Source organism: Sphingomonas rosea, from assembly GCF_039538065.1.
GTDB lineage: Bacteria > Pseudomonadota > Alphaproteobacteria > Sphingomonadales > Sphingomonadaceae > Sphingomicrobium > Sphingomicrobium rosea.
Map to the genome: position 1 here is coordinate 500,094 of NZ_BAABBR010000001.1, position 12,163 is coordinate 512,256.

Consider the following 12,163-nt stretch of genomic DNA (forward strand, 5'->3'; position numbering starts at 1 on the left):
TCTGACGGTAGCCGCCTCTGTCCGCAATGGGTCGAACCCAGACGTTCGGACGGAATGTCGCGAATGGGTGGGAGGCGGACATTCAAGGTGACGGTATAAGGCGGGTCAAACGCTCCAGAACGTGAGCCGTCTCCCAAACAGCTAATCGCTCCAGCCTCTCGAACGCCATATCGTCGACTTCCGTTCTCATCTCGATGTTGTCGAGGCGAACCCTGTATCTAACCTCGGAACCAATGTCCGCATCACCATACCACGCGAGGTGGCGCATAGACTCGTGCGCGGGAAAGCTACCTTGTCTCTGCCAGTGCCGCCTGAAGTCGGGTTGGTTCATCACCAAACGAAATAGCGGCTGTTGCTCGGCAAGAGAGGTAGTCGACTGCGCTCTGAAGAAGCCCACGTCTCCACCTTCGCCTACTTGAGCAAGGATGTTCCCAGCAGCGCTTTCCTTGTGGCGATAAACGTCACCCATACGAAGGTCTGAGATGCGCATACGTGCCAACTTCGCATTGCGGCCGAATGTCCGCAATGGGTCGAAGTCAGACATTCGGCGAAATGTCGTAAATGGGTGGAAAGCGGACCTACCGTTCCGAATAGGTGGGTTCGTAATCGAGTTGCTCTATCAGCGCCGCTCTGAGGCCGACGAACCACGGCAGCCACCCAGCGATGTAGATAGGCCAGAGATATTCATACCACGGTGACGGACGCCAAAGGCTTTCCAATATACCAGCGGTAAATGCGAGCGACGCCGCACCGAACAGCACCGTGGCTACAACCGAACGAACGGGCCGATCCTTCCGCCATGACCACAGCTGGCCGGCGGGATTGTAGCGTCGCAAGCAAAGCCAAGTGACGCCGAAGACCATCGGCGATGCGATCAGCGCGGTAAGAATGCTGCCGAACATCGGGATGCCGATACTGTCACCATCAGGCGGCAACACACCAGACTTCAAAACTTGAGGCCAGTAGATGAAGTTCAGGACCGGAAAGCCGGTCACAAGAAAGCCGGTGAGCCACCAGAGCGGCGAAGGACGGGTTGGCAACCAGGTCTCCTGCGAAGTGCGGGGACCAAATGACTGAAGCGCGAGCCGCTGTCATGAGCAGGTTATGATCATTTCCTGAGCAAGCTCGAATGTCGCTTTGGGTGGAAAGCAGACATTAGCGGAAGGCCGCTTCGATTTCGCTCGGCGGGACGTTTTCGTCGCTCGCCCATCCAATGAGGTATTCAGCCAAGTGGCTATCCAGCGGCTCATCAGGTCGTAGCAGCGACAAAAGTGTCCTTTGCGACCCTTGCTCGCTTAAAGGTAAGGACTCAATTCTTTGCCAAAGCGTGCCAAGGAGGCGCTCGTCCCCCGCTGCCCTGCCTTGATCAAAGGCCGCGACAACTTCCTTGCCCAACTCACCGCCGAAGTTCTGATGGCGGGCCAAGCGGCGAGCGACTTCGTGCGTCCGAGGGCGCAGGGAGCCTGACTCTATGTCACTCAGCAGCTTCGTTTCCCAGTCCATCTGCTTAGGCTACAGCGCGGTCGAATGTCCGCAATGGGTCGAACCCAGACGTTCGGACGGAATGTCGCGAATGGGTGGGAAGCGGACATTCGTAGCCAACTCGCACTTAGCAACACCTCGAACCAAACCCTCATTGGAGCGTTTTGCCGCTGTTTACGTGAGGAGATCGCTCATGCCAGCTAAATCAGCAGCTCAACAGAAAGCCGCCGGTGCGGCTCTTTCGGCGAAGCGGGGCGACACACCGAAGAGCAAGCTTCGAGGTGCGTCGAAGTCGATGGCCTCGTCGATGAGCGAGAACGAGCTTGAGAAGATGGCCAAGACCAGCCGCAAGGGAAAACCCGAGCACAAATCGTGATCTAGATATTCGTCCTGTCGTCACCGTTCCGATGTGGTGGTCCGGCCCCGGATCGCCGGAACGATGATTGCGCGGCTTCACGTTGGGCAAAGGCTATCGCCGCTCGGTCCTTACGGTGAGAGAGGAAGCGCAGGATCATTCCAGCAATCGATGCAGTCATGCCTGCGATCAGGACTAAAGATTTCCACAAAGGTTGGTCGCCTTGCCACGAAACTATCCCTAGTAGACAGACACTGAGCGTTGATATCAAATAGCCGAGGCCCTTCACGCGCGCACCCTCAAAACCTATCAAACGCGTCCGGTAGTGGGCTTGTCGTTCCCACTGAAGATTTCGGAGTCAGTTTTCCGCAGCACTTCGAGATCGTGAAAAATTTGGTGCCACTCGCGTGCGTCGGCCTCCAGGCCCAAGTCTCGAGCTGCTTGGGCGCGAGCCTGCGCGTAGAGCGCAGCGTTGTCGCCGTGTTCCAGCAGCAGAGTATTTAACTTCGTATCGACGAGGTTTGCTTTCTCGGCATATCTGAGTGCCATTTTCCAGTGTGCCGCTTCAGCTTCAGGGCATTTCGCTTTCTCGGCCATCCGGACTTCCTCGGCCGCACGAAGTCGAAAGTATGAGGTTTCGTCGTCGATCATCGCGCCCTCTGAAAAAGTTCAGCCGGCTGGCGTCCAACCCCATCAATGCATTTGGCGCATTAAACCAAGTTAAGCCTTGGAATTGAGACCTCGAGACTTATCGGAGAAAATGGTCAGATCGTCTGCTTCTCGAGATAGAGATATGCAGGGTCGAACTCAGCCAAGGCACTGAGTTTCGCCAGATCATGGATCGTCACGATGTCACCGCGATGGTCGCATAATCCGCACTCACGCAATTGCCGAAGCGTGCGGTTGGTATGCACAACAGTCGTTCCCAAGCACTCACCCAGCTCGGCCTGATTGAGCGGCAAACGGAATTGTCGGCCGTCGCTCAACCCGACGATCTGAAGCCGGGCGTTCAGTTCGCAGTACATATGCGCCATGCGAACAATCGCCCTCCGCTTCCCGAGCGACAATTCCCACTCCCGGTGGATTGCCGCATCGAGGTTCGTACCGAACCAATAGATGAGTGCCAGCCTTGGATATCGCTCGGTCATTTCCCAGAGCTTCTGATGGGGAATGCGCGCAAAGGTGCATTGCGAAAAACTGACGATATCGTGGTCAAGACGCTTCAGCGTGAAGCTGTGCACGTCGATGGGATCACCGGCAAAATTGAGTTCGGTGATTTGGCGTGATCCGTTTTTCAGCCCTTTGTGGCGACCCGTCACACCGGAAAGCAGGATCCGGCTATAGCTCTGAGCGACCCCGGCTAGCACGATTGTCTCATCGGCGGCGCATTCAAGCACCGCGTCGGGAAGACTGCGAATAACACGCTCTTCCTCGGCATTGATTTCGAAACGACTGGTCAGCCGTTTGAGATGAACATCCATTTGATCGCCTCCCCCGGCAGCGCTCTTTCACCGCGTAGGCGCGCGCCGACGGGATACCAAGCGCGTTGACCGCGAACCCGGGGAAGCTCAAGTGCCGACATCGCCAGTTGGCGACATGGGAGCACATCGTGAAGCGTTGGATTTCCGATCATGGCTTAACGATCATCTTACTCGCGCTTTTTCTCGTCAGCATAATCGGCCAGTGGCTCTCGGGCTGGACGGTCGAGAACGAGGAATTGCGAAGCCATGGCCGACAGGTATCGAGCGCCTGGGAGTATCTTGGCAGCGCCACATTCCAGTCCTCGGTCTTCGAGAATTGGGAAAGCGAGTTCCTTCAGATGTCCGTGTATGTCGTACTCACCAGCATCCTGGTGCAGCGTGGATCGTCGGAATCGAGGGATCCGGACAAACCCGATCGCGATGGCTCGCTGCAGGAAATTGCGCAGAATCAAGACGCGCCGAGGATCCTTCGCCGCGGCCCAGTCATGCGATGGATCTATGCCCACAGTCTGGGCACCGCCTTGTTCGTGCTTTTCCTCCTATCGTTCATTCTCCATTGGACCAACAGCGCGAAGGTTGCAGCGGACAAGGCTCGCGAGCATGGCGACGCGGCTGTCAGCGCCCTCGCGTACTTGCGCGACCCTCAGTTGTGGTTCGAATCGTTCCAGAATTGGCAGAGCGAGTTTCTCTCCACTGCCGTCCTCGTTGTTCTCTCGATCTACCTGCGACAACGAAACTCTCCGGAGAGCAAGCCGCTCACTGCATCGAACTCGCAGACGGGTTCTTGAACGAGGGATCCGCGTTTCGGTACGCCGCAAATCGGAGAGCAATCCGCCCGTTTCGGGTGCGCTGGTACGCCGTCGATGCATCCTAAACGGCCGTTTTAGGTTAGCCATTGCCGATAGTAAGCTACTGAAAATGCATCAGTCGCCGTCAAAGTGTTAGCCACGGTAAGTGTCTGTAATTGCGCGATTGTGGCACACCGGCTCGGGCCTCCACTACCCTTCAGAAATGGCGGAAATTCGCCATGAGCTGGAGAGGTTAGCCATTACATCAAGAGCGGTTAGCCATTTTTTTGCGCGTCGTGGCTGATCTTTTGAAGCATGCTTTGCAGCGAAGGCCGAGCGCATGTCCGATGATAAGATTGCCCAATATCGCCAACTCGTGCTGATTGAGAGCAGTCGGGCCCTGACAGCTCCTACTCGTGCCATCGCGCTCAAGCACGAGGCTTTAGCCGACCATTACCTCAGGCTGATTGAGACGATGACCCGTCGGGTAGCGAATGATACTCGCGAGCTGCCCGATCATACGAATCCGCCAAGTCGGTCAGGCGAGCCGCGGTAGCGGGGTCGGCCGCACGCCTCGCCTCCTCACGATACTGCTTGGCGAGGCGGGCTAATCGCAAATCAAGGATCGAACGATCTTCCGACGACATAAACCCCACTCGGGTCGCTGAGCCCGGCCAAGTACTCGGGCGCAAAGCAGTTCGGTGACGACGCCACCAGTCGCAATACAGACCTTCGTCGCGGTTCGATCTAGTCCGATAAGAATGTCGTGCTGCAAGAGACCCCACTGTACCTATTAGGATCGTATCAGCTGTGGCATCTCTTAATTTAATCTGAGGATCCCGAACGCTCGCGCTTCAGTAGCGCTTCGGCCATTGCATCTTCGACTTCATCGATGGCCATGGCCAATCGCGATGCAGCCATCTGCAATCCTTCACGGTCAAGTAAGACTATGGCCGCGCGAAGGTACGCCAGAGCATCGTGCAAATTCGCGTCGTCAGGAAATTTTTTCATCTACGAATAGCCAGCGGCCTAAGGACATCGTGAGCGATGACTCATGAGCCACTACCAGGTCGAATTTGCCGCGACCCCTCAAAATCAAACGGATCGACGACGTCTGAGCTTTCCGCTCCGCGTCTCAAAGACGCGATGACATTCTCGTAGTGCGCTGATAGCTGCTCGTGAATGGCGGCGATTTCGGCGGTCGGCGCGGACTTGGCGCGGTCACGTTCCACCGAGGCACGTTGCTGATAATACGCGATATCTTCCGAAGGCATACATCTCTCCCTCGTGACAGCGGAACCTCGCATTCGTCTCTCGTGCGCAAACTTGCTGAAAGAACAGTATGCGCTGCGCAAATTATGCGCCCTTCCTTCAGAGATAGCGAGTCCGTGACAAACCGGGGAACGCTAGGCAAGCGCCCAACCCGATCCGCTCCTGACCGCGCTTCGCATACCATGTCATGACCGTATGCACCGGCCCGCCCGTTCAGCTTGCGGCCAACTTTCGTTGGGCACTACTGCGCCCGGTGGCCCGGCGTTCCGAGTTTAAACGCCGGGTTGCCAACCCTCTTCGGCATTGCCGCCCGTAGCCGAACTCCGTTCCGATGTTGGGCACGCCGGAATCGCAGGTGCCTCAAGCACCTGCAAACAGGCCTCATATTGGGCGCACAAGATTCGGATAGCTGCGCTCGTTTTTTCGTCATTGCACTCACGCGCGAGGCGGTGGCATCGCTTGATCTGATCACGCAACCATTCAACGTCACCGCCCATGCGCCCAATTGAGCCTATGTCGAGAAGCTGACAATAGGCCGAAAGGACGTGTCGGCGACCCGGCGACTTGACTGGGGGGCACCGAGCCGCCGACGGTACGGTGGCACCGCTGGTTTTGGCAGGCAACGTCTCTATTCTCGCGATCGCAACGTTCCTTGCGCCTTAATTGCCTTGTCTTAGGGCACCACCACCGCAGGTGGGCAACATCGAGACTCCAAGCCGAAGAGTTCATGCCGAATTTCTACACCCTGAGCCGAAACGATTGCGCTTGCGTTGTTGCGGTGATCGGGAGCATTCTCGCTCACGGGCCTGCTGTACGTAGCCGCAATTTCGAACCAACCCGAGGGGGCTGGTGAGGCCCGGGCGGGTTGCCGTGCCAGCGCCCGCCCGGCCTCTTCCAAACTTGCGAGCGGTCCCTCTCCGCAGGCGTCCGGGAGGACCATGCCATGCGACACGAGAGCGCACCACGAACCATCACTCGCTGCGCCATTTACACCAGAAAGAGTACGGAAAGTCCGACTGGTCAGGAAATGACCTCACTGGCAGGGCAGCGGGCGGTCTGCGTGGCGTATATCAAGTGCCAAGCTCACAAGGGCTGGATCGAGCTGCCACAGCATTACGACGATGAAGGCTTCACGGGCGGCAACCTCGAACGGCCAGCGCTACACCGCCTGCTAACCGATGCTCGCGAAGGGCGGATCGACGCAATCGTCTTCTACAAGATCGACCGGCTGACCCGCTCGCTCGCCGACTTTGTTCGCCTGATGGATGCCTTCCAGCATTTCGGCATATCCTTCGTCAGCGTCACCCAGTCGTTCGACACCACCGACAGCATGGGTCGCATGGTGCTCAACATCCTGCTCACCTTCGCGCAGTTCGAGCGGGAGATGATGGGAGACCGGATCCGCGACAAGAAGAACACGATGCGCCGAAGCGGCCTCTTCATCGGCGGCGCCGCGCCCATCGGTTACAAGAAGCACAAGGGTCGGCTGGCGATTGAGGCCTGCGAAGAGCGGCTTGTCCGCGAGGCATGGGCTCGCTTTGACGATTATCCGAGCATCCGAGGACTTCTTCGCGCGCTCGAGGACGAGGGGCTGGGTGCGACACTTCGCGCCGATCGGCAACGGGGGGAACGTCGTCCGCTCTGGTACGGCGGCTCTGCCTGCCGGATGTTTTCGAACCCGCTCTACGCCGGATACCAGTGCGTGGAAGGGAAGCTGATCCGGGGTGATCACGAGCCCTACGTCTCGCTCGACCGCTGGACGGCGATCCAGGACGTGCTTGCCAGTCGGTCGAAGAAGAGCGGAAAGGCCGACCTCAGCCTGCACGTCCTGGCCGGGCTCGCCTTTGACGATACCGATCGCGTGCTGGCCCCGCGGCTTCGCGGGACCCATCGGTGGCCGCAGCGCTACTATGAGAGCGATAGCCGTCGTTTTCGCAAGGGCGGGCGGCAAGATCGAGTCAGGGTCAGGGCGCCCGAACTCGAGAATCTGGTGAAGGCGGCGATCATCGCGTTCCTCAACGATCAGGAGCAGTTGCGGGTCGCGGTCATCCGCGCCTACGCCGATCCGGAATTGGCCTTTGCGATGCAGCAAAAGGGACCCGTCGCCGCCTCGCGGTTGGTCGACTTCAAGGGCGCAGAACTCCGGCACGTTTTCGAAGCGCTGCTCAGCCGCGTCGAGATCGCCAAGCGCGAAGTCCGGATCTGGGTATCGCTTCGAACGCTTGATGCTTTCCTGAATTGGAGCGGCATCGGCCTATTCCGAACCGTACGGGAGATGTCGCGATCGCCGGAAGACCTGCACCTCATTCAAGTTGATGCGGTTCTCGCACCCCATCGAGTGAAGCTCAGCTTGCCGTATGAATGCGTGCCTGGCGCGAACCGCTCGGCCCACCTAGTGAGGCTGCTGGACACGGCCGCCAAGGCGCAGGTCGGCCTCCTGAGCGATCCAGCACGGGATCTCGAGAAACACGCGGCGGCGCTGAAACTTGGGCCAAGCAAATATTCGCGTCTGCTGCGGCTCAACTACCTTGCGCCGGACATCAAAGCCGCCATCATCGATGGCCGCCAGCCTGAAGACCTCACAGAACACAAACTTCTTTATTCGCCACTGCCCGCCGATTGGCGTCAGCAGCGCGCCATACTCGGCTTCCCGGAGCCGGATCCTGATCGCCCTTACCTTCGTCGTGTCGGCCGACACGGGCGAAATATTCGGGCGGAAGAGCATCGAGAATGACATTCTAGGAGACCTGACGTTCCCGCTACCATTGTCTGCATCGCTCCCCAGGTCATCGACGGAGACAGCATCCGCTGTGCGAACGTGGGGGAAGTACGGCTGCTCGGCATCGATGCGCCCGATCGGAGTGACAGCCGGCCCTGCCGCGAGGGCTTCGGCGATCACGTCTGTGACAGCGCGGCCGCGACGAGGGCGAAGCTCACCATGCGCGTCGCGTTACGCCTCGGCCCGGTGCGGCTCGAACCGGTCGGCCGAGATCGCTACCGCCGGCTGCTGGCAGTGGCCTGGGCGGGCCCCACGAACCTCAACTGCCGGATGCTGCGCGTGCCAGGCGTTCGCTACATCCCGCGCTACGACAATGGCGGCAAGGTCGGCCGCGCCTGCCGCTATGGGTAGGTAGGTCTTGCTCGCTGCTTGCCAAGCCGACCGCCCATCGCCCAACAATAGCTGATCGTCGGCATCAGCTGGCAGTGGTCAGGGGGTAGCGTTGGGAATCGGACGAAGGCAATCGGGCTCTGGACCCGCTCCTGGTTGATGGCGCGACCGTCCTATGGGGTCAGGGTGGGCCAGCGCGATCTTCGCGTCACGAACGTCAGCTGGCAAACGCGCGGGCTCGTCAGCTGGGAATCCGAGTGGAAGACGCGGGCCATCAAACGCGTGCTCAAGCAGCGCGCCGGCGCCTTCATCGACGTCGGCGCCAATATCGGCCAGACCCTGTTGGTCTCAACGACTTAACTGGTGACACTGTGCCCTCATTGACCACCAGCTTGGCCATTCAACCTTTTCCGGCTTTTGCGTGACTTTCATTACGGCCATTTGGTCGTCGGCAGATAGCTCACCTCCCTGCATCCTATCGAGTGCGAGCTGCACGATCCACGGCTTGAGCAGGATGCGTGCATTCACCTCAGAATAGCGATTCAGCTTCGTTGCAATGCCCAGCGGTTCGATACTGCAGCCGACGGAGCCCGGAGAAACGCCTTTCCAAATGATTTTGATCTGTTGCAACTCCTCCGCCCCGCGTCTTGATCGTGCATTCTCGATCGCGGCGAGAGACGCTCGGGCAGCCGCACTGTCGCCAGACAACCCCTTCTTGGTGAGGTGAAGCAAAAAGGCCTCGGCGGCAGTTACCCGCCGCTGCCGTCCATCCTCGCGAATGGTCACCATCTGTCCAAGCAGACTGTCGTACGGGATGTCACTGCCGCTGGCTTTGCGAGGTCGTCCGCGCGGATTGCCACTCTGCCCCTTTTGGAAGCGCGTCGCGGTGGGTGGCCTGCCGTAACCAACCTGCTCTGGCTCGTTCTCCATCAGCTTTGCCCACGCTGACGCGGCCACTTAAGATCTGACGCGTTCAGCGTCGTTCGCTTGATCTCGTCCCGATCCTTTTCTGTAAGCTGCCGGCGCCCAGGACGGCTCAAGGCGGCTTGAGCGGCCCACGTCGCCAGCTTCATGCGAGTGCCGTTCTGGCAATCTCCCGACCAAGACGGGTCGGGCACAGTGATTCCAAGGAGCAACATGGCGTCATCAGCATTCCGGGGATCCTGTTCGTGACGAAACTTGTAGGCCGGCGCCCCTAAAGGGACGACCTTCTTTGCCAAAGCTTCTTCACGCTTTTCGATCATCTTCAAGACGGCTCGCACCGCCATTCTGCTGCCCTTGAGCGCCGCCTGGTAAGTCTGCTGTTGTAGCGCCTCGTCGAGAGTAAGCTCACGCTCGACACCGTTCTTCATCACTGTCAGCGTCTTATCGAAGATGATGTCGAAGGCTGAAACGTGCGGGCGCCGCTTCTTGGGACGTCCGCCAGGATTGCCGCTCTGTCCTTTGACAAACCTGCCACTCACTGGGCTCGCTCCAGCTTTGGCGTTCCTCCGGTTGCCTGCGCCCAACGCTCAACGGCGACGTCAACGTACGCGGGATCGATGTCGCACCCGCGGAAGCGTCGCCCGCACCGTTCAGCAGCGATCAGCGACGTACCGGACCCAAGGAATATGTCGAACACCAGGTCGCCGCGCTTGGTCACATCCTGGTAGGCGTCCGTCACCATCGCCACCGGCTTGACCGTTGGATGCAGCGCCAAGTCCTCGCGCCGGCTACCAGCCATGGAGTTAACTGACGGATAGTCCCAGACATTGGTTCGATTGCGACCATGCCGGCCGAGCTCGACCATGTTGGCGTGGGGCACATCGCCCACGCGATAGACGAACACCATCTCGTGCTTTGAGCGGTAGAGAGAACCCATTCCTGCGTTGCTCTTGTTCCAGACGCAGATGTTCAGAAGCTCGCCGTAAACCGAGCGTCCCACCACCGAGACGTCATCAAGATGGCGCCAGTCCATGCAGACAAAGTGAACAGCGCCTGGCCGCGAAACCACTGCGGCCGCTCCGAGCGTCTCCTCGAGGAACTGTCGGAAAGCCGCATCGCTCATCTCGCCTGAGGCCATTGCAAACTCGCGGTGTCGCCCCTTGGCGTTCGCGTGCCCATTGATCTTGACGTTGTACGGCGGATCCAAAAACGCCGCATCGATCGCGGCCCCCTCCCCTATCAGCCGCTTCAGAAACTCCAGATCGCGGCCGTCGCCACAGCCGATGCGATGCTCACCCAACACCCACACGTCCCCTGGCCGCGTCCGCGGCTCCGCTGGTACGGCCGGAATACACTCATCGTCTGGATCGTTCGCGGCCTTCAGAATGACGTCGATTTCGCCACTCGCAAAGCCGGTGAGGCCCAGGTCGAAGTCGATGTCCAGATTGCCAAGATCAGTCAGTTCAAGTCGTAGAATCTCTAAATCCCAGCCGGCATTCAGAGCGATCTTGTTGTCTGCTAACCGCAACGCCTTCTTCTGAGCCTCGGAAAGACCCCCGAGGGTGATCGATGGCACCTCCGCTAGGCCAAGCTCTTGTGCCGCCCTCAGCCGGCCATGGCCGGCGATAAGAAACCCGGCTTCGTCCACGAGCACTGGATTGGTGAAGCCAAACTGCTGAATGGATTTCACCAATTGCGTGATCTGCCGCTTGGGATGCGTTCGCGCATTACGCGGATCAGGTTGCAGGGAACTGGTCGCTTGATAAATAATCGCCAGCTGACGATCGGTATCCGCCGTTGCCGTTGCGTTCTGCTTCATAAGCGGAACATAACACGAACGGGCAACTAAGTCATCGTGATGGAAAACGAGGATTTCGCGGGTTGGCAAGCCCACTCGGTCGGAGCCTCGCAAAATGGCCTGTTTCGGCGTTCAACCGCCCTGCTCAGTGCGAATAATGCTCCTGTTTCATCGAATTAGATGCTTGTTTTGGCGAATAGCAGGGAATGGCTTTTCTCCGGCACGCATGGTTGGCCGAAAAATGCCTTTTTCCTTCCTTACATCGTCGCCGATGATCTGTCTTGAGAGCCTGCTTTAAGCGCAGTTTCGAACTTTTTCCCTGTAATTGCCTGTTTAACAGGGAGACCGGTTCGCAGCACAGTGGCTGGGTCACCATCCTGGCTTTGCGGCATCGGCGCTGCTTTCCAACCACCCCTGGTCAATCGGTCTCATGGCGTCACGGCCATGGGCGCGCTAATGGCGTCCCGGTGACGAGGGCTGTCCGCATGATCGACCTTCGGGGTCTGTGGCTCGCGCTGCTCGGCCTCGGCCTGCTGATGCGCGCGCTGGTGCCCGCGGGCTGGATGCCGGCGATCGATGCGGACGGCATTCGCCTCGTCCTCTGTTCGGGCTGGCAGGAAGCGCCGGCAGCGCCCTCTCACGATGCCGGCCGGCACGGACCGGGCGAAGGGCACAAGATGGCGGCGAGCCATGGCGGTGGCCACCCGTCGGGCGACGAGCGCGAGAAGGCCGATCATTCGGCGCCTTGCACCTTCGCCGCCTCGGCGCTGACCGCCCCGCTTCCCACTCAAGGCCCGATGCTGGCTGTGGCGCCGGTCGTCGCCGTGATCGCGGCAAGCGTCGATCTCGCCCGCATCGGCCAAGGCCTCGCCGCGCCGCCGCCCCCCAGCACCGGACCACCCGCGCACCCCTGACCTGTCCGCCGGCGGCTCGCCTGCCGGCTTTCCCCATCAG

At 59.5% G+C, this 12,163-nt stretch carries 15 protein-coding genes; 6 read left to right on the top strand and 9 right to left on the bottom strand.

The features are described 5' to 3' along the window. Positions 1–82: 82 nt before the first annotated feature. From ABD693_RS02495 to ABD693_RS02505, 3 genes are all read right to left on the bottom strand, one after another. Positions 83–544, bottom strand: coding sequence for a hypothetical protein (locus tag ABD693_RS02495; protein ID WP_344695406.1), 462 nt, complete (start codon positions 542–544; stop codon positions 83–85). 34 nt (positions 545–578) lie between these two features. After that, positions 579–1,040 (bottom strand): hypothetical protein, encoded by a 462-nt coding sequence (locus tag ABD693_RS02500; protein ID WP_344695407.1) that lies wholly within the window; start codon positions 1,038–1,040, stop codon positions 579–581. 115 nt (positions 1,041–1,155) lie between these two features. Next, on the bottom strand, positions 1,156–1,425 hold the full coding sequence (locus ABD693_RS02505) for a hypothetical protein (RefSeq protein ID WP_344695408.1): 270 nt from the start codon (positions 1,423–1,425) through the stop codon (positions 1,156–1,158). 250 nt (positions 1,426–1,675) lie between these two features. On the opposite strand from ABD693_RS02505, the gene ABD693_RS02510 reads away from it, so the two are divergent. Continuing rightward, positions 1,676–1,858, top strand: coding sequence for a DUF3008 family protein (locus tag ABD693_RS02510; protein WP_344695410.1), 183 nt, complete (start codon positions 1,676–1,678; stop codon positions 1,856–1,858). A gap of 288 nt (positions 1,859–2,146) precedes the next feature. On the opposite strand, the gene ABD693_RS02515 is transcribed toward ABD693_RS02510, so the two are convergent. Both ABD693_RS02515 and ABD693_RS02520 read right to left on the bottom strand, forming a co-directional pair. Continuing rightward, positions 2,147–2,488, bottom strand: coding sequence for a hypothetical protein (locus ABD693_RS02515; RefSeq protein ID WP_344695412.1), 342 nt, complete (start codon positions 2,486–2,488; stop codon positions 2,147–2,149). A 113-nt stretch (positions 2,489–2,601) separates the two neighbouring features. Next, positions 2,602–3,318 carry a Crp/Fnr family transcriptional regulator gene (locus ABD693_RS02520; protein ID WP_344695413.1) on the bottom strand — a complete coding sequence of 239 codons (717 nt, stop codon included), beginning with the start codon at positions 3,316–3,318 and terminating at the stop codon, positions 2,602–2,604. A gap of 128 nt (positions 3,319–3,446) precedes the next feature. On the opposite strand from ABD693_RS02520, the gene ABD693_RS02525 reads away from it, so the two are divergent. Further along, positions 3,447–4,106: a DUF6766 family protein gene (locus ABD693_RS02525; RefSeq protein WP_344695414.1), complete on the top strand. Its 660-nt coding sequence runs from the start codon at positions 3,447–3,449 to the stop codon at positions 4,104–4,106. Between the two features lie 1,052 nt (positions 4,107–5,158). On the opposite strand, the gene ABD693_RS02530 is transcribed toward ABD693_RS02525, so the two are convergent. Next, positions 5,159–5,380 carry a hypothetical protein gene (locus tag ABD693_RS02530; RefSeq protein WP_344695415.1) on the bottom strand — a complete coding sequence of 74 codons (222 nt, stop codon included), beginning with the start codon at positions 5,378–5,380 and terminating at the stop codon, positions 5,159–5,161. Between the two features lie 941 nt (positions 5,381–6,321). On the opposite strand from ABD693_RS02530, the gene ABD693_RS02535 reads away from it, so the two are divergent. The 3 genes from ABD693_RS02535 to ABD693_RS02545 all read left to right on the top strand — a co-directional run bounded on the left by ABD693_RS02535 (position 6,322) and on the right by ABD693_RS02545 (position 8,847). Next, positions 6,322–8,112, top strand: coding sequence for a recombinase family protein (locus tag ABD693_RS02535; protein ID WP_344695417.1), 1,791 nt, complete (start codon positions 6,322–6,324; stop codon positions 8,110–8,112). Between the two features lie 84 nt (positions 8,113–8,196). After that, positions 8,197–8,508 carry a thermonuclease family protein gene (locus ABD693_RS02540; protein ID WP_344695418.1) on the top strand — a complete coding sequence of 104 codons (312 nt, stop codon included), beginning with the start codon at positions 8,197–8,199 and terminating at the stop codon, positions 8,506–8,508. Positions 8,509–8,673: 165 nt separating this feature from the next. Continuing rightward, a complete protein-coding gene (locus ABD693_RS02545) occupies positions 8,674–8,847 on the top strand; it encodes a hypothetical protein (protein WP_344695419.1) in 174 nt (57 codons plus the stop codon). Here ABD693_RS02545 and ABD693_RS02550 read toward each other — a convergent pair. From ABD693_RS02550 to ABD693_RS02560, 3 genes are read right to left on the bottom strand one after another with little or no spacing between them, the layout of a single operon-like run. Then, entirely contained in the window at positions 8,836–9,417 is a 582-nt protein-coding gene (locus tag ABD693_RS02550) for a DUF5681 domain-containing protein (protein ID WP_344695420.1), read from the bottom strand. The genes ABD693_RS02545 and ABD693_RS02550 overlap by 12 nt on opposite strands. Continuing rightward, positions 9,417–9,950, bottom strand: a complete 534-nt coding sequence (locus tag ABD693_RS02555; protein ID WP_344695421.1) for a DUF5681 domain-containing protein — start codon at positions 9,948–9,950, stop codon at positions 9,417–9,419. Before ABD693_RS02555 ends, ABD693_RS02550 begins: the two co-directional genes overlap by 1 nt. Further along, positions 9,947–11,230, bottom strand: coding sequence for a site-specific DNA-methyltransferase (locus tag ABD693_RS02560; RefSeq protein WP_344695423.1), 1,284 nt, complete (start codon positions 11,228–11,230; stop codon positions 9,947–9,949). The genes ABD693_RS02555 and ABD693_RS02560 overlap by 4 nt, the downstream gene beginning before the upstream one ends. Before the next feature lie 464 nt (positions 11,231–11,694). On the opposite strand from ABD693_RS02560, the gene ABD693_RS02565 reads away from it, so the two are divergent. After that, positions 11,695–12,123, top strand: a complete 429-nt coding sequence (locus ABD693_RS02565; RefSeq protein ID WP_344695424.1) for a hypothetical protein — start codon at positions 11,695–11,697, stop codon at positions 12,121–12,123. The last annotated feature ends 40 nt before the right edge of the window (positions 12,124–12,163 follow it).

Bases quoted from the DNA above. Each gene is read 5' to 3' on its own strand.
- ABD693_RS02530 (WP_344695415.1), bottom strand. From the start codon at position 5,380: ATGCCTTCGGAAGATATCGCGTATTATCAGCAACGTGCCTCGGTGGAA.
- ABD693_RS02565 (WP_344695424.1), top strand. From the start codon at position 11,695: ATGATCGACCTTCGGGGTCTGTGGCTCGCGCTGCTCGGCCTCGGCCTG.
- ABD693_RS02515 (WP_344695412.1), bottom strand. From the start codon at position 2,488: ATGATCGACGACGAAACCTCATACTTTCGACTTCGTGCGGCCGAGGAA.
- ABD693_RS02495 (WP_344695406.1), bottom strand. From the start codon at position 544: ATGTCTGACTTCGACCCATTGCGGACATTCGGCCGCAATGCGAAGTTG.
- ABD693_RS02520 (WP_344695413.1), bottom strand. From the start codon at position 3,318: ATGGATGTTCATCTCAAACGGCTGACCAGTCGTTTCGAAATCAATGCC.
- ABD693_RS02510 (WP_344695410.1), top strand. From the start codon at position 1,676: ATGCCAGCTAAATCAGCAGCTCAACAGAAAGCCGCCGGTGCGGCTCTT.
- ABD693_RS02560 (WP_344695423.1), bottom strand. From the start codon at position 11,230: ATGAAGCAGAACGCAACGGCAACGGCGGATACCGATCGTCAGCTGGCG.
- ABD693_RS02550 (WP_344695420.1), bottom strand. From the start codon at position 9,417: ATGGAGAACGAGCCAGAGCAGGTTGGTTACGGCAGGCCACCCACCGCG.
- ABD693_RS02535 (WP_344695417.1), top strand. From the start codon at position 6,322: ATGCGACACGAGAGCGCACCACGAACCATCACTCGCTGCGCCATTTAC.